Source organism: Curtobacterium sp. GC_Cur_3 (genome assembly GCF_026544205.1).
Taxonomy (GTDB): domain Bacteria; phylum Actinomycetota; class Actinomycetes; order Actinomycetales; family Microbacteriaceae; genus Curtobacterium.
On sequence record NZ_JALNUI010000046.1, the window covers coordinates 1 to 21,317 of the forward strand.

19 protein-coding genes and 1 tRNA gene are annotated in these 21,317 nt (G+C 71.5%); 11 read left to right on the forward strand and 9 right to left on the reverse strand.

The window, feature by feature from the left end:
• The coding region (gene efeO, locus OXR63_RS16980) for an iron uptake system protein EfeO (RefSeq protein ID WP_267425245.1) at positions 1–1,237 on the forward strand (1,237 nt) is incomplete at its 5' end.
• Complete coding sequence (locus tag OXR63_RS16985) at positions 1,234–2,499, forward strand: Dyp-type peroxidase (RefSeq protein ID WP_267425246.1); 1,266 nt, start codon at positions 1,234–1,236, stop codon at positions 2,497–2,499. The genes efeO and OXR63_RS16985, both read left to right, overlap by 4 nt.
• A 619-nt stretch (positions 2,500–3,118) precedes the next feature.
• Here OXR63_RS16985 and OXR63_RS16990 read toward each other — a convergent pair.
• From OXR63_RS16990 to OXR63_RS17005, 4 genes are all read right to left on the reverse strand, one after another.
• The gene (locus OXR63_RS16990; RefSeq protein WP_267425247.1) at positions 3,119–5,437 is read right to left on the reverse strand and encodes a 5'-nucleotidase C-terminal domain-containing protein; all 2,319 of its coding nucleotides are present in this window, start codon (positions 5,435–5,437) and stop codon (positions 3,119–3,121) included.
• A gap of 83 nt (positions 5,438–5,520) precedes the next feature.
• Positions 5,521–7,335 (reverse strand): thiamine pyrophosphate-requiring protein, encoded by a 1,815-nt coding sequence (locus OXR63_RS16995; protein WP_267425250.1) that lies wholly within the window; start codon positions 7,333–7,335, stop codon positions 5,521–5,523.
• 119 nt (positions 7,336–7,454) lie between these two features.
• Entirely contained in the window at positions 7,455–8,381 is a 927-nt protein-coding gene (locus tag OXR63_RS17000; RefSeq protein WP_267425252.1) for a sugar phosphate isomerase/epimerase family protein, read from the reverse strand.
• Positions 8,378–9,535, reverse strand: coding sequence for a Gfo/Idh/MocA family protein (locus OXR63_RS17005; RefSeq protein WP_267425254.1), 1,158 nt, complete (start codon positions 9,533–9,535; stop codon positions 8,378–8,380). The genes OXR63_RS17000 and OXR63_RS17005 overlap by 4 nt, the downstream gene beginning before the upstream one ends.
• 79 nt (positions 9,536–9,614) lie before the next feature.
• Between OXR63_RS17005 and OXR63_RS17010 the strand changes: the two genes are divergently transcribed.
• The 3 genes from OXR63_RS17010 (at position 9,615) to OXR63_RS17020 (ending at position 12,084) form a co-directional block, all read left to right on the forward strand.
• Positions 9,615–11,036 carry a glucose-6-phosphate dehydrogenase gene (locus OXR63_RS17010; protein ID WP_267425255.1) on the forward strand — a complete coding sequence of 474 codons (1,422 nt, stop codon included), beginning with the start codon at positions 9,615–9,617 and terminating at the stop codon, positions 11,034–11,036.
• Positions 11,037–11,118: 82 nt separating this feature from the next.
• Positions 11,119–11,904, forward strand: a complete 786-nt coding sequence (locus OXR63_RS17015; protein ID WP_267425257.1) for a dienelactone hydrolase family protein — start codon at positions 11,119–11,121, stop codon at positions 11,902–11,904.
• A 107-nt stretch (positions 11,905–12,011) separates the two neighbouring features.
• A tRNA-Arg gene (locus tag OXR63_RS17020) sits at positions 12,012–12,084 on the forward strand.
• Between the two features lie 151 nt (positions 12,085–12,235).
• On the opposite strand, the gene OXR63_RS17025 is transcribed toward OXR63_RS17020, so the two are convergent.
• Together OXR63_RS17025 and OXR63_RS17030 are read right to left on the reverse strand one after the other, a co-directional pair.
• Positions 12,236–12,421 carry a hypothetical protein gene (locus tag OXR63_RS17025; protein ID WP_194661695.1) on the reverse strand — a complete coding sequence of 62 codons (186 nt, stop codon included), beginning with the start codon at positions 12,419–12,421 and terminating at the stop codon, positions 12,236–12,238.
• Between the two features lie 39 nt (positions 12,422–12,460).
• Positions 12,461–13,177 carry a TetR/AcrR family transcriptional regulator C-terminal domain-containing protein gene (locus OXR63_RS17030; RefSeq protein ID WP_267425259.1) on the reverse strand — a complete coding sequence of 239 codons (717 nt, stop codon included), beginning with the start codon at positions 13,175–13,177 and terminating at the stop codon, positions 12,461–12,463.
• 263 nt (positions 13,178–13,440) lie between these two features.
• Between OXR63_RS17030 and OXR63_RS17035 the strand changes: the two genes are divergently transcribed.
• The 3 genes from OXR63_RS17035 to OXR63_RS17045 all read left to right on the forward strand — a co-directional run bounded on the left by OXR63_RS17035 (position 13,441) and on the right by OXR63_RS17045 (position 15,738).
• Positions 13,441–14,310 (forward strand): PRC and DUF2382 domain-containing protein, encoded by an 870-nt coding sequence (locus tag OXR63_RS17035; protein WP_267425260.1) that lies wholly within the window; start codon positions 13,441–13,443, stop codon positions 14,308–14,310.
• Positions 14,311–14,440: 130 nt separating this feature from the next.
• Positions 14,441–15,211 (forward strand): mechanosensitive ion channel family protein, encoded by a 771-nt coding sequence (locus tag OXR63_RS17040; protein WP_267425262.1) that lies wholly within the window; start codon positions 14,441–14,443, stop codon positions 15,209–15,211.
• Between the two features lie 95 nt (positions 15,212–15,306).
• Positions 15,307–15,738: a YsnF/AvaK domain-containing protein gene (locus tag OXR63_RS17045; protein WP_267425263.1), complete on the forward strand. Its 432-nt coding sequence runs from the start codon at positions 15,307–15,309 to the stop codon at positions 15,736–15,738.
• A gap of 32 nt (positions 15,739–15,770) precedes the next feature.
• On the opposite strand, the gene OXR63_RS18500 is transcribed toward OXR63_RS17045, so the two are convergent.
• Both OXR63_RS18500 and OXR63_RS17055 read right to left on the reverse strand, forming a co-directional pair.
• Positions 15,771–16,379: a helix-turn-helix transcriptional regulator gene (locus OXR63_RS18500; RefSeq protein ID WP_267425265.1), complete on the reverse strand. Its 609-nt coding sequence runs from the start codon at positions 16,377–16,379 to the stop codon at positions 15,771–15,773.
• Positions 16,380–16,509: 130 nt separating this feature from the next.
• Positions 16,510–17,964 carry a sugar porter family MFS transporter gene (locus OXR63_RS17055; RefSeq protein ID WP_267425267.1) on the reverse strand — a complete coding sequence of 485 codons (1,455 nt, stop codon included), beginning with the start codon at positions 17,962–17,964 and terminating at the stop codon, positions 16,510–16,512.
• Between the two features lie 263 nt (positions 17,965–18,227).
• Between OXR63_RS17055 and OXR63_RS17060 the strand changes: the two genes are divergently transcribed.
• Genes OXR63_RS17060 through OXR63_RS17070 form a run of 3 tightly spaced genes read left to right on the forward strand, consistent with a single transcriptional unit; the run spans position 18,228 to position 20,133 of the window.
• Complete coding sequence (locus OXR63_RS17060) at positions 18,228–18,917, forward strand: YceI family protein (RefSeq protein WP_267425268.1); 690 nt, start codon at positions 18,228–18,230, stop codon at positions 18,915–18,917.
• Between the two features lie 32 nt (positions 18,918–18,949).
• The gene (locus tag OXR63_RS17065) at positions 18,950–19,429 is read left to right on the forward strand and encodes a sigma-70 family RNA polymerase sigma factor (protein WP_267425269.1); all 480 of its coding nucleotides are present in this window, start codon (positions 18,950–18,952) and stop codon (positions 19,427–19,429) included.
• Positions 19,426–20,133 carry an anti-sigma factor family protein gene (locus OXR63_RS17070; protein ID WP_267425270.1) on the forward strand — a complete coding sequence of 236 codons (708 nt, stop codon included), beginning with the start codon at positions 19,426–19,428 and terminating at the stop codon, positions 20,131–20,133. Before OXR63_RS17065 ends, OXR63_RS17070 begins: the two co-directional genes overlap by 4 nt.
• Positions 20,134–20,205: 72 nt before the next feature.
• Here OXR63_RS17070 and OXR63_RS17075 read toward each other — a convergent pair whose 3' ends face one another.
• Positions 20,206–21,303: an alkene reductase gene (locus OXR63_RS17075; protein WP_267425271.1), complete on the reverse strand. Its 1,098-nt coding sequence runs from the start codon at positions 21,301–21,303 to the stop codon at positions 20,206–20,208.
• Between the last annotated feature and the right edge of the window lie 14 nt (positions 21,304–21,317).

Here is a 21,317-nt window from a genome sequence, read left to right on the forward strand (position 1 = left end):
AGCACCGCCCATGCCGTTCGGTAAGCAGACCGCACGACCCCTGATCACCCTGGGCGCCCTCGGCGCCGTGGCCGCGCTCGCCCTCACCGGGTGCGCGTCCACCTCGTCGTCCGCGACGGACGACGCCACCGACTCCGGGAAAGTCGCCCGGGTGTCGATCACCCTGACGAACGACGGCTCGGACGCCTGCGCCGTGTCCACCACGAAGGTGCCGGCGGGCCCCGTGACCTTCACCGTGAAGAACGAGTCGTCGACCGCGATCACCGAGGTCGAGCTGCTGCAGGACCAGCGGATCTTCGGCGAGAAGGAGAACCTCGCGCCCGGCCTCGCCCCGGTGTCGTTCACGAGCACGCTCGGTGGTGGGAAGTACCAGGTGTACTGCCCCGGCGCCGAGCAGGAGATGACGGACCTCACCGTCACCGGCACGGTCACGTCGACCAAGGGCAGCAGTGCGGCGTCGCTCCTGAAGGACGGCGCCACCGGGTACTCGAAGTACGTGGACGCCCAGGTCAGCGACATGGTGACCGCGGTGAAGCAGCTGCAGACCGACGTCGACGCGGGTGACCTCGAGGCCGCCAAGCGTGACTACGCCGAGGCGCGGCCGTACTACGAGCACGTGGAGAGCGACGTCGACGGCTTCGTGAAGAAGGGCTTCAAGGCCACCGACAACGCCGGCAACCTGGACTACCTCATCGACATGCGCGCGTCGAACCTCGACCCGGCCGTCGGGTGGAGCGGGTTCCACGCCGTCGAGCGCGACCTGTTCGAGCGGGGCGCGATCACCGCGTCCACGAAGGACCTCGCCGGCGACCTGACCACGAACGTCGAGCTCCTCGCGAAGCTCGTCCCGACCCTCGACTACAAGCCGGAGGACCTCGCCAACGGTGCCGCCGGCCTGCTCGAGGAGGTCCAGTCGAACAAGATCACCGGCGAGGAAGAGGCGTACAGCCACATCGACCTCGTCGACCTCGCCGCCAACGTCGAGGGTGCGCGACAGGCCTTCGCCTACCTCAAGCCGGGCCTGACGAAGACCGACCCGACGCTGACGAAGCAGATCGCGGCGCAGTTCGACACGACGAACACGATGATGGACGGCTTCCGGAACGCGAACGACCTCGGTGGGTTCGACAGCTGGACCGACGCGACGAAGTCCGAGCACGCGAACGCGGTCTCGCAGCGCGTGCAGGCACTGCAGGACCCGCTCTCCCGCCTGGCCGAGAAGGTCGCCACCGCGTGAGCGAGGGCGTCTCCCGGCGGGGGCTGCTCGGCGTCGGGCTCGCAGCTGCCGGCGCCGGTGTCGGCGCGGCGGCGGGCATCGCCGGAGCTGCTGCGGCCACCGGGGTCAACCCGTTCCCCGCGGCCGCGAACGGCGACGAGTCCATCGACCTGTCGACCAGCCACCCGTTCTACGCAACGGCGGCACGGCAGCCGCAGGGCGGGATCCGCACGGTCCCGCAGCGGCACTGCGTCTTCATGACCTTCGACCTGTCCACCTCGGTCGCCACCGACCTGCAGGTGCTGCTCGCCCGCTGGTCGGCGTCGATCGCCCAGCTCCAGGCCGGCGAGACCGTGGGCTCCGTCGAGCCCGCGCACGGCAACGGCGTCGGGGCGGACACCGGCGAGGCGCTCGACCTCGGGCCCGCGTCGCTCACCGTCACGGTCGGACTCGGGCCAGGGGTGTTCGACGAGCGCTTCGGCCTGGCGTCGCAGCGTCCGGCGAAGCTCGCGGACATCCCCGCGCTGCCGAGTGACCGGCTGCAGGACGAGCTGAGCGGGGGCGACCTGTCCCTGCAAGCGTGCGCCGACGACCCGCAGGTGGCGTACCACGCTGTCCGCGACCTGGCGCGCATCGCACGGGGAACTGCGACCGTGCGGTGGACCGTGCTCGGGTTCGGGCGCGCGTCGGCCGGCCCGTCGCAGACGACCCCGCGCAACCTGATGGGCTTCAAGGACGGCACCCGCAACATCACCACCGACGAGGACTACGACCGCTTCGTGTGGCTCGACCGCTCCTCGGGGTGGATGGCCGGTGGGACGTACCAGGTCGTGCGCAAGGTGCAGATGAACATCGAGATCTGGGACGCCGACGTCGTCAGCGACCAGCAGCGGGTGTTCGGGCGGACGAAGATCGAGGGTGCGCCCCTGTCCGGCGGCACGGAGCACACGACGCCGGACTTCCACGCGCGGGCTTCTGCTGGCGGGACGAAGATCGACCCGACCTCGCACGTGGCACTCGCGGCGCACGAGAACAACGACGGGGTGAAGATCCTCCGGCGCCCGTACAACTACACGGACGGGCTGAACCGGTACGGCCAGCTCGACGCCGGGCTGCTCTTCGCCGCGTACGTCAACGACCCGGACCACTTCACGCGGATCCAGCGTCGCCTGGGTGCGGTCGACCGGCTGAACGACTACGTGGCTCACATCGGGTCCGCGGTGTTCGCGGTGCCGCCGGCGCCCCGGAAGGGGTCGTACATCGGCGAGCAGCTGTTCCGCTGAGGTCTTCGCGGTGTCGCGGTGTCGCGGTGCCGCGGTGTCGTGGTGCCGCTGCCGGGAGTGACTTCTCGGATTCGGCGATGACGGATCCGGTTCGTGGACGTCGGCGGTGACGAACCGGATCCGTCACGACCAGGACGTGGAAGGGTGCCCTCCGTCGTTTCCCTGGAGACGGAGGACACCCGCGCCGCGGAGTCTTGCCGGGCGGAACCACCGTCCGACGTGAGAGGCGACCCGGCGCGGCGCGTCGCTGTGCGACAGGGCTGAGATTACCCGCCGGAGCCTCGAAAACACAGGGGGTGTCCGGCACGCGTCGCGGCGTCCCGCGCCAGAGACGTCGTCATCACGCGAGCGTCCGGCCGCGGTCGTGCCCGGGGCAGTGGTCGTGCTCGTGGCGGTGGTCGTCGTGGTGGTGGCGATGTTGCTGGTGGTCGGCCGTGGTCGTGGCGATGAGACGCCCCCGTGTCACATCGAGACGCCGGTGTCTGCGTGGGACGCCTCCCGAGTGTCGAGACGCCGCAGTTTTCGGCGGCGTCTCGACCGGCGGCGGGTGTCTCGCACAGACAGGGGTGTTTCGCTGACCCGGACTGCTCCGGCGCTCAGCGGGACACCCCCGTCAGGGTCAGCGCTGCAGGCGTCGGCGGCGGGCGATCACCATCGCGGTGATGCCAGCGAGGAGCAGCAGCCCAGCGGCAGCCGCGGGCGCCAGGAGCTCGGCACCGGTGTACGCCAGCGAACCGTCGGCTGCGGTCGGGGCACCCACGGGACCCGTGCCGTCATCGACCACGGGGTCGATGCCAGGAGCGCCAGGAGCGCCCGGGTCACCCGGGGTCCCCGGAGCGCCCGGGTCGGTCCCCGGCCTGCCCGGGTCGGTCGGGTCCGTCGGGTCCGTCCCAGGGTCGCCGGGGGCGCCCGGGTCGGTCGGGTCGGTCGGGTCCACGGCCACGGCGAGCGGGATCGTGACCGGCAGGACGATCCGCGTCGCGCCGACGGTCACCACGAGGGGCTCGTCGGTCGTGACGGCGGCGGCAGCAACGGCCGCACGGGCCGCCGGAGCAACAGCCGCGGGCACGTCGAACGCCAGCGTCGCACGACCCTGCTCGTCGGTCGTGTCGACGATCGTCGGGTCGATGTCCGCCGTGGCGAGCACCTGGTCGCCCGCGCTGACCTGCACCGAGGTGGGCCGATCGGCCGCGCTGCTGAACAGCAGCGAGGAGAGCGCCAACGACACACGGTCACCGGGCTGGAAGCCGCCGGCCGGGGTCGGGGTGATCGTGACACCGACGGCACGCTGGTCGTCGGCCACGGTCACGTCGGGGTTCGCCTCGAAGTACTCGACCTGCGCCTCGAGGTCGACCGTGCCGCTGTCCTGCTTGGCGGCGGCACCCGCGAAGGCGGTGAAGTTGTCGCCTCCCGACGCCAGGAACGAGTTCACCGTGACCTTGTACGTCGTCGCGGGGTCGATCGCGGCACCGTCGAGCGTCATCGAGGTGATGCGGGAGCCCTTCGCGGCTGCGGGGTCGTAGGTGTAGGTGAAGCCCTCGGAGACGCCGAGCTTCAGGAACGGACGACCGGTGGCCGACGGGGGCTGCCACTGCTGCTCGAGCGCCTGCTTGACCTGCGCGCCGGTCAGGTCGAGCACGACGAGGGTGTTCGCGAACGGCTGGACGAGCGCCGCCTCCTTGTAGGTGACGGTGCCACCGAGGAGGTCGGCGCGGAGCCCACCGGGGTTCATGAACGCGATCTGGGACCCCTGGCGGTCCGCGGTGGCGGTGCGCTGGACCTCGGCGACGAAGTTGCCGAGCGTGGACTCGCCACCACGGTTCTCGCTGCCGTCGGTCTGCACGGCGCGGCGCATGTCGACGTCGGTGGTGCCGAGCTCCACGGCGCCCAGGACGTCGGCCTCGGCCACCGCGGCGGAGACGGTCGCGGCGACGCCGGCGTCCGGGGCGAAGGTGCCGTCGACCAGGCGGATGTTCTCGCCGGTCGCGGAGACGCTGCCGTCGGCGGCGACGGTGAGCTGGAGGTGCCCGAGGTTGAAGCCGTACGACCCGGTCTGGATCACCGGGCGGGGGACCGTGCCGCCGTCCGGGACCACGTCGTGCACGTAGGTCTGGTGCGTGTGCCCGGAGAGGATGGCGGACACGTCGGGGGTCACGCCGTGCACGGCCCGCGCGAAGGCGCTGTCGCCGTCGAGGTCGCTCGCGGCGGCGGTCTCGGCGCCGTCGTGGACGATGAGGACCAGGACGTCGGCCTCGCCGTTCGCCGCGTCGCCGTCGAGCAGGTCGGTGGCGACGGCGTTGACGGAGTCGGTGATGTCGGCCATCTCGAGCGACGCGATGCCGTCGGGGCTGACGAGTCCGGTGAGGTCGACGGTCGCGCCGATGAAGCCGACGCGCTTGCCGCTGATCTCCTGGATCGAGTACGGGTCGAACGCGGGCTCGCCGGTCGCCCGGTCGAGGATGTTCGCGGAGATGTAGTCCCACTGCGCGTTGCGGGCGTCGTCCGGCCCGATCACGCGGTCCTGCAGGTCGGCGCGGCCCTTGTCGAGCTCGTGGTTGCCGATCGCGCTGACGGAGAGGTCCATCGCGTTGAGGACGTCGATCGTGGGCTGGTCCTGCTGGATGAAGGACTCGAACGTGGAGGCGCCGATGTTGTCGCCGGCGCTCACGAACGCGGAGGTGGAGGGGTCGTCGCCCCGGAGCTGGTCGAGGGCACCGGCGAGCACCGCGGCACCGGCGGCGTCGCCGGAGCGGGGCGGCGTGCTGAGGGACTGGGCGATGCGGCCGTGGAAGTCGTTCACGTCGTAGACGTCGATCGTCGTGTCGCCCTCGGCGGCCGAGGCCACCGACGGGACGGACAGGGCGACGAGGACACCGGCCGTGACGAGTGCGGCGCCCGAGCGGGCAGCGCGCTTGCGGAGGGAGGAGTGTGCGTTCATCGCCGTCGAACCTACGAGGACGTACAGGCGACGCGCCAGAGGTCCCTCGCTACCGTCACACGGTGTTCACACAGCGGGCCCGGTCAGTCCCGTCCGAGCGCTCCCTTCACCCGCTCGGTGACCTCCGCCGCCATCGCCTTCGCCGAGTCCTTCACCACGCCGAGCTCCACCGGGTCGCCCTTCAGCAGGCTCTTGGCGGTGTTGATCGCGTACTCCTTGGTGATGTGCGGTGGCAGCGGCGGCACGTTCCGGCTGACGTAGGCGTCGATGAGCGTCACGCCCTGGTGCGCGAAGGCCCGCTCGACGGCGGCGTCCACCTCGGAGTCCTCGTGCACCGCGATGCCCTGGAAGCCGAGCAGCGTCGCGTACCCGGCGTAGTCCATCGTCTCGACGTCCTGCGAGCCCGGCCACATCGGGTTGCCGTCCTCGGTCCGCATCTCCCACGAGACCTGCCCGAGGTCGTCGTTGTGTATGACGACCACGACGAGCTGTTGGTTCGGCCAGGCCGCCATGTACTTCTTCACGGTGATGAGCTCGTTCATGCCGAGCATCTGGAACGCGCCGTCGCCGATCGTGCAGACGGCCGGACGGTCGGGGAACGCGAACTTCGCGGCGACGGCGTACGGCATCGCCGCGAGCATCGTCGCCAGGCGTCCGGACATGTCACCGCGCATGCCCTTCCGCAGCCGGATGTGGTGGCCGTACCAGTCCGCCGTGGTGCCGGCGTCCGCGGTCACGGTGACGCCCTCGGGCAGCCGGTCGTTCACGGCCTGGATCACCCGCCGGGGGTTCACGCCGTCGGAGTACTCGACCTCGGCCTGCGCCCGCATCTCGGACTCCCACTCGCGCATCTCCGACGCGACGGTGTCCTGGAAGGAGGTGTCGTCCGTCTGCTCGAGCAGCGGCAGCACCGCGTCGAGGGTCGAGCCGACGTCACCCCACAGGTTCAGCTCGGTCGGGTAGCGCAGCCCGAGCTGCTCCGCCTTGATGTCGACCTGGATGCCCCGCGCCTGCCCGCTCTTCGGCATGTACTCGCCGTAGGGGTAGTTCGTCCCGAGCAGCACGAGCGTGTCGCAGTCGCGGATCTGGTGCAGCGACGGCAGCGACCCGAGCAGGCCGAGCTGCTGCGAGTGGTACGGCACGTCGGAGGGGATCACGTCCTTGCCGCGGAGCGCCGTGATGATGCCGGCGCCGGCCTTCTCGGCGGCGGCGAGCACCTGGTCGGTGGCGCCGCGTGCACCGGCACCGACCAGGAACGTCACCTTCGACCCGGCGTTGATGATGTCCGCCATCCTCTGGATCTCGTCGGCGGGCGGTGTGATCCGTGTCGAGGCCGGCACGTCGCTCGACCGGGATGCCCAGTGCTCCAGCGGCGGGGCGTCGTAGGACATCGCCTGCACGTCGTGCGGCAGGATCACCACGGCCGGCTGCTTCCGGAGCGACGCGGTGCGGAACGCGGTGTCGAGGACGACCCCCACGGCCTCCGGGGTGGCGACGGTCTGCACGTAGCAGGCGACGTCGGCGAAGACCCGCTCGAGGTTCGACTCCTGCTGCGTGAACGACCCGATCGACGCGAGCCCCTGCTGGCCGACGATCGCGACGACGGGCTGGTTGTCCATCTGCGCGTCGTACAGCCCGTTCAGCAGGTGGAACGCGCCGGGGCTCGACGTCGCGACACAGACCCCGACCTCGCCGGTGAACTTGGCGTGCGCGGTCGCCATCAGGGCGGCGATCTCCTCGTGCGTCGGCCGGACGTACTCCAGCCCCTCGCCCTTCCCGGCGGCCTTGCCGAGCGCCCCGTCGAAGGCGCCGATCCCGTCGCCCGGGTACCCGAAGACGCGCGAGACGCCCCACGTCTTGATGCGGTCGATGACGAAGTCGCTCACGGTCTGGCTCATGCACCCAGCGTGCGCGGGAGCGCGCGGACCGGCTCCCAGGGACCGTGTCCCTCAGGCAGATCCGGACGGGAGGCTCGGATCACGTGACCGACGTCGGTCACGTGGGTCGGGCCTCCCGGCTACGGCTCTTCCGCGATCAGCGGACGGAGGGTGCGGTGCGCGATGCGCAGCCCCTCGAGGACCTTCTCGTCGGTGCCGCCCCAGAGCGGGTCCTCGTGCTCGACCGAGAGGGTGCCGGTGAAGCCGGCCTCGTAGAGGCGGTCCACCACGTGCGGCCAGTCGACGACCCCGCGACCCGGCACGCGGAACCGCCACCAGCCCATGTCCCAGGGGTCGTCGCCCTTGTCCACCTTGCCGAAGAAGCCGTACGCGTTCCGCTGCTCGGGGAAGAGCTCGAGGTCCTTCGCCTGCGCGTGCACGATGTGCTCGGCGAACGGCAGGATCGTCTCGACGGGGTCGATGCCGATCCACGTCAGGTGGGACGGGTCCCAGTTCAGACCGAAGCCGAGCCCCGTGACCCAGCCCCAGAGCTCGGGGGAGTAGGCGATGTTGCCGGGGTAGCCGTCGGGGTGCCAGCCCTCCATCACGCAGTTCTCGATGATGAGCCGCACGCCGCGCTCGCCGGCGTAGTCCACGAGCTCCGGCAGGACCCGGTCGCCCTCGGCCATGTTCTCGCGCACCGACTTCGTCATGTCGCGGCCGATGAACGTGCCGACGTAGGGGACCCCGAGCGTCTGGGCGGCGTCGATCGTGTGCTTCACGTGGGCGCGGATCTCCGCGCGACGGGCGGGGTCCTGGTGCAGGTTGTTCTCGTAGTAGGCGAGGGCGCTGATCTCGAGCCCGGTGCGGTCGAGCAGCTCCCGGGTCGCGGCCGCGTCCTCGTCGGTGAGGGTCGCGACGGGCAGGTGTGCCGCCTCGAAGTCACGGCCACCGGTGCCGGGCCAGACGGCGACCTCGAGCCGCTCGTAGCCCTGCCCCTGGGCGAACTCCGCGATCCGGTCGAGCGACCAGCCGGGCAGGCACGCGGTGAGCATCCCGAGCTTCATGCGATCTCCTTCCAGGTGTCGTCGCCGGCGCTGGCGACGACGGCGTCGATGATCTGCGCGGACCGGGCTCCGTCGGCGAACGTCGGCAGCCCGTCCGGGGCGACGCCCGTGCGGACCGCCGTGTAGGTGTCGGCGACGAACGCGGCGAAGGCGTCCAGGTAGCCCTGCGGGTGCCCGGCCGGCACGACCGCCAGACGGCGCTGGTCGACGGACCCCTGGGACGGGTCGCGGACCAGGATCTGCGCCCCGCGCTCGTTGCCGAACCAGGCGGACTCGGGGGCCTCCTGGTCGAACGCCGCCGAGCCGCGGGTGCCGTCGACCTCGAACCACAGCCGGTTCTTCCGGCCGGCGGACACCTGCGAGATCACGACGTTGCCGATGCGACCGGTCGCGGTGCGGAAGGTGGCGACCGCGGTGTCCTCGGTCGTGACCTCGGCGCGGGTGCTCGCGTCGGCGATCGGGTCCGGGTCGGGGGAGCCGGAGAAGGACGGCCCCGACGCGGCCGGTCGGGTCGGGAAGACGATGTCGGTGACGGCGCTGACGGACGCGAAGCGCTCGCCGGTGACGAACTCGACCAGGTCGCACCAGTGGGACCCGATGTCGGCGAAGGCCCGCGACATCCCGCCGGCGCCGGCGTCGACCCGCCACGAGGAGGAGTCCTCGTCGAGCATCCAGTCCTGCAGGTAGTGGCCGTGGACCGCGAGCACCCGGCCGAGGTCGCCGTCGGCGATCTTCGCCCGGACCTCCCGCACCATCGGGTGGAAGCGGTAGACGAACGGCACCGTCGCGACGACCCCGGCCTCGCGCGCGGCGTGTTCGAGTTCGAGGGCCTGCTCGCTCGACACCGCGAGGGGCTTCTCGCAGACGACGTTGATGCCGGCGCGGATGACCGCGAGCGCCTGGGGGTGGTGCTGGTCGTTCGGCGTGCACACGTGGACGACGTCGGGCCGGTCCGCGATGACGTCGTCGAGGGACGCGTAGCCGGTGGGGACGTCGAGCTGCGCGGCGACCTGCACGGACCGCTCCGGGGTCCGGCCGAGGACCCCGAGCACCTCGGCCCCGGCGGCCCTGGCGGCACGCACGTGCACCGCGGCGATCATCCCGGTGCCCACGACGACCACACGCAGGCGTCGGCCGGTCTCGTCATTCGTCATCGTGCTCCCTCGCGCCGTCGCGCCCACAGTATTGGAACCAGCCGACCACGCACCGGAACCGGTGGGTACGTTCTGGGGCATGGCGAGCCTCCAGACCACACTGCTCATCCTCGGCGCGAGCGGGGACCTGTCCAAGCGACTGCTGCTGCCGGGCCTCGCGACCCTGCTGGAGGTCAAGGAGGACTGGGAGATCCAGCTCGTCGGGGCCGGCGTGGAGGACATCACGGACGCCGATTGGAAGCGGCTCGTCCACGACGCGTTCGAAGACGCACAGGCGTCGAAGAACGAGGAGGACGAGGGTGCCAGCGGCACCGCGACCCTGTCGAAGCGGCTCCAGGACGTCGTCGACGCCTCGAGCTACCGCAAGGCCGACGTCACCAGCGCCGACGACCTGAAGGCCCTGCTCGCGGACTGCCACCACGACCCGGCCGTCTACTTCGCGCTGCCGCCGGCCGTCACCGAGAAGAGCTGCGCCGTCCTCAAGGACCTCGAGCTGCCGGCCGGCACCCGCCTGGCGCTCGAGAAGCCCTTCGGCACCGACGCCGAGAGCGCCGAGCACCTCAACGACCTGCTGCACTCGTTCCTGCCCGAGTCGCGGATCCACCGCGTCGACCACTTCCTCGGCCGGTCCACCGTGCTGAACCTGCTCGGGCTGCGCTTCGCGAACCGCATCATCGAGCCGCTGCTGTCCTCCGTGCACGTCGAGCGCGTCGACATCGTCTACGACGAGACCCTCGGGCTCGAGGGCCGCGCGCGCTACTACGACAAGGCCGGCGCCCTGGTCGACATGATCCAGAGCCACCTGCTGCAGGTCATGGCCGTCGTGGCGATGGAGGCCCCCGCGTCGATCGACGCCGACGACCTCCGCACGCAGAAGGAACTCGTGCTCCGCGCCGTGCGGCCCTGGGGCGGGGACCCGCTCACCGCCGGGCGACGGGCGCGGTACACGGCGGGGACCGTCGGCGACCGGCAGCTGCCGTCCTACGTGGACGAGGACGGCGTCGACCCGTCGATCGGCACCGAGACGCTCGCGCAGATCCAGCTCGAGATCGCGAACTGGCGCTGGGCCGGTGTGCCCTTCACCCTGCGGTCCGGCAAGGCGCTCGGTGCCCAGCGGCGCGAGATCGTCATCACGTTCAAGGACTCCCCGCACGTCCCCGACGGGCTGACCGGGGTGCAGCGACCCGACCGGCTCCGCATCTGGATCGCCCCGGACAAGATGGACCTCGAGCTGAACGTCAACGGCCCGGGCGACCCGTACACGATCGACCACACCGTGCTCGAGACGACGTTCAACCCCGGGCGGCTCAGTGCGTACGGCGAGGTCCTCGCCGGTGTGCTCGAGGGCGACGCGACGCTCTCCGTGCGCGGGGACAGCGCGGTGCAGGGCTGGAAGGTCGTCGAGCCCTTCGTCACGGCGTGGAAGGCCGGCACGACACCGCTGGACGACTACGCGGCGGGGTCCGAGGGGCCCGAGGGCTGGGACAACATCGACTGCTGACGGGCGTTGCTCGGCCTCGGCGTCGTGGCCGGCGGCCCTGCGCTCGGCTGGCGCCGTGGCGGCGGCGCGTAGCGTCCGTGACATGACCACGACCGACGACGTCCTCGCCACCGTTCCCGAACCCGCCGGAGCCGACATCCGTGTCGAGCCCGTCCGCTACGACCACGAGGGGACGACGCTCGCCGGTGTCCTCGCGAAGGACCACGCGGTGTCCGGCCCCCGACCGGCCGTGCTCGTCATCCACGACTGGCACGGGGTGAACGAGCACGTCGAGGCCCGCGTCACGATGCTCGCGCGCCTCGGCTACGTCGCGTTCGGCGCCGACGTCTACGGCGAGGGCGTCCGCCCCGGCGACGACACCGCGGCCGAGATCGCCGGGTCGTTCTACCAGGACCTGCCGCTCATGCGGGCGCGGGTGCAGGCGGGCCTCGACCGGCTCCGCGAGGACCCCGACGTCGACCACTCCCGGATCGTCGTGATGGGCTACTGCTTCGGCGGCTCCGCGGCGCTCGAACTCGCGCGCACCGGTGCCGACCTCGCCGGCGCGGTGTCGTTCCACGGCGGCCTGATCGCCCACGACCCCTCGGACGCGGCCCAGATCCGGACGAAGCTGCTCGTGCTCACCGGTGCGGCCGACCCCGTCGTGCCCGACGAGACCGTGCACGCATGGCAGGACGAGATGCGCGGGGCGCCCGAGGTCGACTGGCAGGTCGTCACGTACGCCGGGGCGATGCACGCCTTCGCCGTCCCTGGGACCGACGCTCCCGACCACGGTGCGCAGTATCAGGAGCGCGCCGACCGCCGCTCGTGGCAGGCGCTCCAGGTGTTCCTGGCCGAGGTGTTCGGCGAGGAGCTCGCGACCGTCTGACCGGTGCCCCGAGCCGGGCGACACGCCGACCTCGGCGTCGAGCCCGGCTCGATTGGCGTGGGGGCCGCACCTGTTGTAGAGTCTTCCACGGCCGCTTCGGCAGCCACGCGCTCGTAGCTCAATGGATAGAGCATCTGACTACGGATCAGAAGGTTGGGGGTTCGAGTCCCTTCGAGCGCACAGGGCTGGACCGGCAACGGACCAGCAGGCAACACCGAACAGACGAAGGGCCCCGGCATCGCCGGGGCCCTTCGTCGTTGTCCGGCGTCGTGGTCTGGCGTCGTTGTCTGACGTCGTTGTCTGGCGTCGTTCCGCTGGTGGTCGGACCGGATCAGGCCTGGTCGTTCTCGGGTGCTGCCGGCTCGCCACCGGAGTCGACGTCGCTGTCCTGGTGCGGGTCCTCGGTCGCGTTGCCGGTGCTCGATCCGTCGCCGAGGTCGGCGGTGCGCTGCCGCTCCTCGTCGCTGACGTCGGTCGAGCCGTCGGGTGCTGACTGTCCTGTGGTGTCGTCGCTCATGGCCCGGACGCTACGCGCACCCGGACGGAGGGGTCGCAGCTACTGGGAGACGTCGCGGTCGAGGCGGTCGAGCAGGGCCTCGAGCGACACCTCGAACTCCTCGTCGCTGCGGTCCTCGCTGAGCAGGGTGCGGAGTCGGCGGACCTCGGGGGCGACCTCGAGGGACATGCTGCCGTCACCCTGGGGGATGTCGGCGCCGCCCTCGTCGAGGGGTTCCTCGGCCGGTCCGGCCTCGGCGCCGCGGACCACGGACTGCAGCAGGAGCTGTCCGAGCAGGAAGCTGCTGAACGCGCGGTAGGCGTTGACCGCCTGGGGGTCCGAGAACCCGGCCTCGGTCAGGGCGGTGAGGAAGGTGTTGACGACCTCGACGCTGCGGAGTGGCGGGCGCAGCCACGGGGCAGCGGGGTGGCGGGTCGCCACGAGCGGGAAGGCCTTCGGGTGGTCGGTGGCGATGCGGCGGACCTCGTGGGCGACGGTCTGCAGGAACGCCTGCCAGTGGTCGCCCTCGGCCTCGTCGAGCTGGGCGGTGAGCTCGCTCATGAGCGAGGCGACGACGCCCTCGAGCAGGTCTTCCTTGCCGTGCACGTACCGGTAGAGCGACATGGCCTCGACGCCGAGCTCCTGGGCGAGGGACCGCATCGACAGCCCCGAGGGACCGGACTCGTCGATCTGGCTCAGCGCCGCCGCGATGATCAGCTCGCGGCTGAGTCGGGGACCGGTGGCTCCGGCCCGGTTCGCCTTCGTGCGTTCCGCCACGGGAGTGCCTCACAGATCTGCCGTCCACCGGCTGCGGTGCGCCTCCGGAAGTCCGCCGGACGCAGTCCTTCACGATAGCCCGACTTACGTTGTAAGCTCCGACACGGCTTACACCGTAAGTCACTCGAGGCGGCACCTGTGCCGGCACACGGGACCCGTCCGTGTTCTCTGCCCCACAGCGCCATCGAGCTCCACCCGAGCAACCGCCTCGTCTCTCCTCACACCGAACCCGGTCGACCACCCCGGGGAAAAGGAGCACCACCATGATCGACAGCAGCACCGTCAACCAGCTCGTCGGCGCCGACGTGTACGGCAGCGACGACGCCAAGATCGGCACCGTCGGACAGGTCTACGTCGACAACGACACCCAGGCCCCGACCTGGGTCACCATCCGCACCGGCCTGTTCGGCACCTCGGAGTCCTTCGCGCCGCTCGACGACGCGACCTTCGACGGCAGCGCCGTGCACGTCACGCACGACAAGGCCTTCGTGAAGGACGCCCCCCGCGTCGACGCCGACGGCGAGCTCGACCCGTCCGAGGAGCAGGCGCTGTACTCGTACTACGGCAACGGCGACGTCGCCTCCCAGGGCGCCCCGGCCGAGTCCCCGCTCTACGACCAGGACGCCGACCGTGGCGTGGACGCCCAGCGCGTGGACGACCACGGCACGAACGAGCACGGCACCCAGGGCCACGACACCTCCGGTCCGACCACCGACGACGCGATGACCCGCTCGGAGGAGCGTCTGCACGTCGGCACCGAGCGTGTCGAGGCCGGCCGTGCACGCCTGCGGAAGCACATCGTCACCGAGAACGTCACCACGAACGTCCCGGTCAGCCACGAGGAGGTCACGCTCTCCCGCGAGCCGATCACCGACGCGAACGCCGCCGACGCCCTCGCCGGCCCGGACCTCAGCGAGGAGGAGCACGAGGTCGTCCTCACCGAGGAGCGCGTCGTGACCGCGAAGGAGACCGTCCCAGTCGAGCGCGTCAGCCTCGGCACCGAGACAGTCACCGAGCAGCAGACGGTGAACGAGGACGTCGCGCACGAGGAGATCGAGCTCGTCGAGCCCGGCACCGACGGCACGACGACGACGACCGACACCTCGGCCGTCGACCGTGACGCCCGCTCCTAGGCACTGACGGCGGGCGACCGGCCGGCACCCTCCGGCCGGTCGCCCGCATCCCTGCACGCTGCACCACCCGTTCGCTGCACCCGCACGCGACGCCCCGCGCCATGCGCCCTGCGCCCGAGAGGCCACCCCCATGAACTTCCCCGCTGCCCTGCAGAACGGACTCGCCGCGGTCATCGCGTTCGTCCCGCTCGCACTCCTGTTCCTGCTCATCCTCGTCGTCGGCCTCATCGTCGCGAAGCTCATCGAGAAGGGCCTGTCGCGCCTGCTGACGAAGGTCGGCTTCGACCGCGCGGTCGAGCGCGGCGGCATCAAGAAGGCGCTCGCGAACTCGAAGCTCGACGCCTCCGACATCGTGTCGAAGATCATCTACTACACGCTGGTGCTGTTCGTGCTCCAGTTCGCGTTCGGTGTCTTCGGGCGCAACCCCGTCAGTGACCTGCTCGCGGGGATCATCGGGTTCCTGCCGAAGATCATCATCGCGATCATCATCATCGTGATCGCCGCCGCGATCGCCGCCGGAGTGAAGGGCCTGATCCAGAACACCCTCGGTGGCCTGTCGTACGGCAAGGTCCTCGCCAACGTCGCCGCCGTGTTCATCCTGTTCCTCGGGGCCACCGCCGCGCTGAACCAGGTCGGCATCGCCACGACGGTCACGACCCCGATCCTCATCGCGGTCCTCGCCATCGTCGCCGGCGTGATCATCGTCGGTGCCGGTGGCGGCCTCATCAAGCCGATGCAGCAGCGCTGGGAGTCGATCCTGACGAAGGCCGAGTCCGAGGCGCCGAAGATCCAGCAGCATGCGCAGAACGCGCCGTCCGTCGCCGAGCAGGCCAAGCAGGCTGCCGACACGGCCAAGCAGGCCGGTCAGTCGTCGACCAGCAGCGCCCACCGCGCGCGCTGACCACCACCACTGCGCGTCGGCCCCGCTCATCCCGAGTGGGGCCGACGCGCGTTCCCGTACCGTACGGAGCGAGTCCGCTCAGCATCGGAGAGACCATGACCGACATGCCCGTCCCGCAGCCCGCCCCCGGCGACGACGACCGGGAGGCCACCGTGGTCCTCCACGAGGAACACCTCCTGGTCGGCACCGAGGTGCACGCGACCGAGCGTGTCCGCCTCGAGCGGTACGTCGTCACCGAGCAGCGGACGATCACCGTCGACGTCCGCCGTGAGGAGGTCCGGCTCGTCCGCGAGCCCCTCGCCGAGGGCCCGGCCCTGCCGGCTGACCGCACGCCGCCGACCCGGGAACCCGTCGTGGTGGTCCTGCACGAGGAACAGGTCGTCGTCTCGAAGCGGATCGTGCCCGTCGAGCGCGTGACGCTCACCGTCCACACGGTCACCGAGGACCGCCCGGTCGACGCGGTGCTCCGGCACGAGGAGGTCACCGTCGACGAGGACCGCACGCAGGACCCCGACATGCGCCGCTGAACCGCGGACGGGCACGCCAGGGAGCAGGCCGGTCAGGCCGTCAGCGCCTCCGTGTCGGACGTGGCCTCCGAGCCTCCGTCCTGGGTGTGCTCGAGGCGACCACGGGTCTGGGTGGGCGTCTCGCCGTACCGCTCGCGGTAGGCCGCGGCGAACCGACCCTGGTTCGAGAACCCCCACTTCAGCGCGATCTGCCCGATCGACGTGCGGCCGTCGACCAGGAGCTCTGCGTGTGCCGCGGTGAGCCGCGCGTCACGCACGTACTCCATCGGCGTCAGGTCGAGCGCGCGGCGGAAGGCGAGCTGGAGTGCCCGCGGCGAGGAGCCGGCGGCCGCGGCGATGTCGACGGCCGTGACGTGCTCGAGCAGGTTCGCCTGGATGAACGTGACCGCTCGGCGGACCGCGCGCGGTGGCTCGTGCTCGTCGAGCTCGCGTCGGAGGCCGGCGGGGACGACCTTCGCCGCGGACTCCAGGTACCGCGTGGCGATCCTCCGGACGTCGTCCGTGCTGCCCACAGGGTGGGTGTCGAGGATGAACCGGACGTGTGCCGTGACGTGCGCCCAGTACTGCGTCAGGACGACGTCGGCCTCGGTCGGTCGGGATTCGGGATCGCGGACTGTGGTGATGCTGTCGCCTCTACGCACCAGGGGGGAGAGGCGCCGCGGAGATGCGTGAAGGCGGGACCAGCAACGACGTTGCCTGCGCACGATACCTCGGTCGTCTGTGCGCCACCACGTGGGTCCGACGGCCCGCGGACGATCCGTGGCCCGCCCGTCAGGACCGCTGACCCGCCCTCGGCAGGAACGTCCCGTCCCGCAGCGACTGTTCGATCTGCTCCAGCGATCGCCCCTTCGTCTCCGGGACCCGCAGGAACACGAGCACCCAGCCCAGCACGTTGAGCGCCGCGTAGACGAGCATCGTGCCGCCCAGCCCGATCCACCCGGTCATGGTGAGGGCGGTCGAGGTCACGAGCAGGTCCGCGCCCCACAGCACCATCGCGTGCAGGCTCGTGGCCGCCGCACGGATGCGCAGCGGGTACATCTCCGACCCGACGAGCCAGCCGACGACCTGGATGCCACCGGCCTGGAAGAACATGAACGACAGGATCAGCACGATCGTGAGCACCGGCGACGGGTTGCCGTCCTGCAGGAAGAAGAGCGCGCCGAACAGCCCGATGCTCAGGGCCGCTCCCGGCAGCATGACCAGGGTCAGCCGTCGGCGTCCGACGCGGTCGACGATCCGCGATCCGACGAACGTCATGACCAGGTAGACGACACCCACGCCGACGTTGGCCCACAGTGAGTACACGTGGGGGAACCCGGCGTCCGTCAGGATCGTGGGCGTGTAGTAGATCATCATCTCGAGCCCGGTCAGCTGCGTGAACGCGGCCACGATCAGTCCGGCCACCAGCGCGGGACGCACCCACGGCTTCCGGAGCTGTGCCCACTGACCCGCGCCCGAGTCCGGTTCGGCGTCGTCGAGCCGGCGGATCTCGCCCAGCTCGTCCTCGGCATCGCCGTGGGACGGGCGGAGCCACCGCAGCACCTGCCGGGCCGGTCCGATGCGGTCCTTCGAGACGAACCAGCGCGGGCTCTCCGGCAGCCGCAGCATCCCGAGCAGCAGCACGATGGCCGGGGCCGCCGCGACCCCGATCATGAGGCGCCACGAGACCACGCCGTTCAGCGCGACCCCGACGAGGGCCGCCGACAGGATCCCGACGCCGATCGCGCAGTTGAACACCGTCACGAGGCTCCCGCGCCGCGGCCCCGGGGCGATCTCGGCGATGTACGTCGGGATGGTCTGCGTCGACCCACCGACGGCCAGCCCGAGGAACAGGCGACTCAGGACCAGGAACACGGGACTCGGCGACACCGCGGCGAACAGCACCCCGAGCGTGAACACGGCGGCGATCAGCAGGATCGTCCGACGCCGACCGATGCGTGCCGACACCGGGCCGGTCAGGAACGCGCCGAGGATCGCCCCGACCAGGATCGACGCGGTGATGAACTCCTTCACGGCGGACCCGATCGAGAACTCCTTCCCGATCTCGATCAGCGTCCCGGAGATCACGCCCGTGTCGTACCCGTACAGCAGGCCGCCGAGGGCCGCGACGAACGCCACCCGCGTGACGTGCCGTCGGGTGGTGCGTGCCGCGTCCTGGTCGCCGTCGCCCGGGATGGTCGCGGGGACACCCGGGACGTCGTGGTCCTCGGTCGTCGTGGTGGTCATCGGGGTCCTCTCCCTCGGGTCCGGGTCCGGGCACGGGCTCGGCTCCGGACACGGGGACGGGGCCGTCTCCGTGTCCGGCGTCAGCTCCGCCCGGACCGGTCGGTCACGGTAGACGCTCGGCGACGAGCGCCGTGCCAGGGCGTCCAGATGACGCGGGCGTCCCCCCCCTGGACGGCGGCGCGACCTGACCGCCCGGACGGCCACACGACCCGGGCGGGAAGGACGCCGTTGAACGATCCGCCGCCCTGTCTCGTCGTCCGGGTATGGGACTCCGAACTCGCACCAAGGTCATCATCGGCATCACCACCGGCGTCGTCGTGGTCGGCGCCTCCGCGCTGATCGGCGGCCCGCTCATCTACGCGAACGTCGTCAACGGACAGGCCGCCGCCGCCCCGAGCCTCGCGCCGAGCTCGTCCGCCACCCTCGACGCCTCCGACGCGGACGGCACGTGGACCAGTCGCGGAACGTCGTACGCCGGCTACCGGGTGCACGAGGTCCTGCAGGGCCAGGATGTGAACGTGGTCGGACGGACGAAGCAGGTGGAGGCGGACGCCACCGTCGACGGCGGGCAGCTCCGGAAGGCCACCGTGACCGTCCAGGTCGCGAAGATCAGCACGCCCGAGGCAGCCCGCGACGCCTACTTCCGCTCGAAGGCCCTCGAGACGGACCAGTTCCCCACGGCCACCTTCACGGTGACGAAGCCGGTCGACGTGTCGCAGGCGCTCGCCGGGACCACGCAGGACGTCTCCCTGACCGGGACGATGGAGCTGCACGGCGTCGAGAAGCCCGTGACCGCCGACGCCCAGGTCGCCGTGGGCAAGGGCGGCACCGTGCAGGTCGCCGGCTCCGTGCCGGTCACCTTCGCCGACTACGGCGTGACGGCTCCCTCGCTCGGCTTCGTGACCGTGGACGGGAAGGGCTCCGTCGAGTTCTCCCTCGACCTGGCGCGGTGACCGTGGCGAGCCGGTCCGCCGACGAACTGCTCGTGACGCTCCACCGTGAGCACGGTGACGCGCTCACCCGGTACGTCCGGCATCTGACGCGGGACGGCTCGACCGTCGACGACGTCGTCCAGGAGACGATGGTGCGAGCATGGCAGCGCCCGGCGGTGCTCGAGCGGTCGCCGGACAGCGTCCGCGCGTGGCTGTTCACCGTGGCGCGGAACCTGGTCGTCGACGACGCCCGTTCGGCCAGGAACCGGCGGGAGCACGGCAGCGAGCACCCCGTGGACCGCGTCGAGGCTGACCGGACCGATGCCGTCCTGGACCGCATCGTGGTCGCCGACGCGCTCACGTCCCTGTCGCCCGAGCACCAGCGGGTCGTCGTCGACGCCTACTGGCTCGGCCACACCGTGCCGGAGATCGCCCGGCGGAACGACATCCCCGAGGGCACCGCGAAGTCGCGGCTGCACTACGGGCTGCGGGCCCTCCGGCTCGCACTGCAGGAACGAGGCGTGACCCGATGAACGAGGACCGGTACACCGAGTGGGACGCCGCCTACGTGCTCGGCGCGCTGCCGCAGGACGAGCGGCTCGAGTACGAGCGGCACCTCGCCACGTGTGACCGCTGTGCGGACGCCGTCGCCGAGCTCGCCGGGCTGCCCGGACTGCTCGGGAAGCTCCCGGCCGACCAGGCGGTCGAGATCGCGGACACGGACTGGAGGCTCGTCCCGGCCTCCGAGAGCACCCTCGCCGCCGTCGCGCACCGCGTCCGCCACCGTCGGCGCCGTCGTCGGGTCTGGGTCGCCGCCACCGCCGGCCTCGCCGTCGTGGTCGCCGTGCTGGGCGGGCTCGCGGTCGGGACCGCAGCCGACCGCGGCACCGTGCAGGCCGGCCCGACGACGACCGCGGTCCCCGGTGCCGACCGGTACGCGATGTCCGGACGGCAGGGCTTCACGGTGGACCTCGCCGTCCAGGACGCCTCGTGGGGCACCCGATTCGACTGGGGCTGCTCCTACGGCGGCAAGGACTGGGCCGCCGACGGGTCGGTGATGTACGACCTCGTGGTCGTCCGGACGGACGGCAGGACCCAGACGGTCGGCACGTGGACGGCCGCGGGGGAGGACGCCCGCGGCCTCGCGGCGACGACGGACATCCCGCGCGCCGACATCTCAGGCGTCCAGGTCCGCCTGCACGACGGCGGCCTCACGCTCGCCAGCGTCGACCTCTGACCCGCCGACCCCCCACGGACGGGAGGCTCCCTGCCAGCTGGCAGGGAGCCTCCCGTCCGTGCGTGGTGCTGACTACGCGACGGACGACGCGCGCACGTCGGCCAGCGTCGGGTAGTCGGTGTAGCCCTCGGCGCCCTGGCCGTAGAAGAGCTCCGGGCGGGGCTCGTTGAGCTCCGTGTCCTGCTCCCAGCGGTAGGCGAGGTCCGGGTTCGCGATGGCGGCACGGCCGACGGCGACGGCGTCCGCCTGGTCGGTGTCGACCAGCACGACGGCCTCGTCACGGGTGGTGAGCGAGGAGAAGCCCGAGTTCACGATGAACGGTGCGCCCGCGGTACGGCGGACGTGCTGCACGAGGTCGCCCGTCGGGTCGGCGTGCAGGACGTCGATGAGGGCGAGTCCGAGCGGCGCGAGGCCCTCGGCGATCGCGGTGTAGACGGCGCGGGTCTCGACGGCGTCGTCCTCGAGGACGCCCTGGATCCCGTGCTCCGGCGACAGGCGGATGCCCGTGCGGTCGGCGCCGACGGCCTCGGCGACGGCCGTGGTGACCTCGATCGCGAAGCGGGCGCGGTTCTCGGGGGAGCCGCCGTACTGGTCGGTGCGGGTGTTCGACACCGGGGACATGAACTCGTGGACCAGGTAGCCGTTGGCGCCGTGGACCTCGACGCCGTCGAGCCCGGCGGCGATCGCGTTGCGGGCGGCCTGCGCGAACTGCTGGACGACCTCGGCGACCTCGTCGGTGGTCAGCTCGTGGGGGACCGGCATGTCGGCCTTGGACCCGTCGGCGAGGTGCGTCTGACCGGGGGCCGCGACGGCGCTCGGGCCGACGATGCGCGGGGTCTGCGCGATGTCGGGGTGCGAGACACGGCCACCGTGCATGAGCTGCATCACGATGGTGCCGCCCTCGGCGTGCACGGCGTCAGCCACGCGGCGCCACCCGGCGATCTGCTCGTCGGTCTCGATGCCGGGCTGCCCGGGGTAGGAGCGGCCTTCCTGCACGGGCCAGGTGCCCTCGGTGATGATCATGCCGAGGCCGGCGCGCTGACGGTAGTGCTCGACGAGCAGGTCGTTGGGGATGCCGTGCTCGCCGGCGCGGGTGCGCGTGAGCGGGGCCATGACGATGCGGTTCGACAGGCGCACGGCGCCGAAGGAGGTGGGTTCGAAGAGCTTCACGTGCGGGTCAACGC

Excerpts from the sequence above, each read along its gene's own strand:
- OXR63_RS16995 (WP_267425250.1), bottom strand. The coding sequence starts at position 7,335 with ATGAGCCAGACCGTGAGCGACTTCGTCATCGACCGCATCAAGACGTGG.
- OXR63_RS17025 (WP_194661695.1), bottom strand. The coding sequence starts at position 12,421 with ATGAGCGACGACACCACAGGACAGTCAGCACCCGACGGCTCGACCGAC.
- OXR63_RS17045 (WP_267425263.1), top strand. The coding sequence starts at position 15,307 with ATGACCGACATGCCCGTCCCGCAGCCCGCCCCCGGCGACGACGACCGG.
- OXR63_RS17015 (WP_267425257.1), top strand. The coding sequence starts at position 11,119 with ATGACCACGACCGACGACGTCCTCGCCACCGTTCCCGAACCCGCCGGA.
- OXR63_RS17035 (WP_267425260.1), top strand. The coding sequence starts at position 13,441 with ATGATCGACAGCAGCACCGTCAACCAGCTCGTCGGCGCCGACGTGTAC.
- OXR63_RS17040 (WP_267425262.1), top strand. The coding sequence starts at position 14,441 with ATGAACTTCCCCGCTGCCCTGCAGAACGGACTCGCCGCGGTCATCGCG.
- OXR63_RS17070 (WP_267425270.1), top strand. The coding sequence starts at position 19,426 with ATGAACGAGGACCGGTACACCGAGTGGGACGCCGCCTACGTGCTCGGC.
- OXR63_RS16990 (WP_267425247.1), bottom strand. The coding sequence starts at position 5,437 with ATGAACGCACACTCCTCCCTCCGCAAGCGCGCTGCCCGCTCGGGCGCC.
- OXR63_RS17055 (WP_267425267.1), bottom strand. The coding sequence starts at position 17,964 with ATGACCACCACGACGACCGAGGACCACGACGTCCCGGGTGTCCCCGCG.
- OXR63_RS17010 (WP_267425255.1), top strand. The coding sequence starts at position 9,615 with ATGGCGAGCCTCCAGACCACACTGCTCATCCTCGGCGCGAGCGGGGAC.
- OXR63_RS17005 (WP_267425254.1), bottom strand. The coding sequence starts at position 9,535 with ATGACGAATGACGAGACCGGCCGACGCCTGCGTGTGGTCGTCGTGGGC.
- OXR63_RS17060 (WP_267425268.1), top strand. The coding sequence starts at position 18,228 with ATGGGACTCCGAACTCGCACCAAGGTCATCATCGGCATCACCACCGGC.
- OXR63_RS17000 (WP_267425252.1), bottom strand. The coding sequence starts at position 8,381 with ATGAAGCTCGGGATGCTCACCGCGTGCCTGCCCGGCTGGTCGCTCGAC.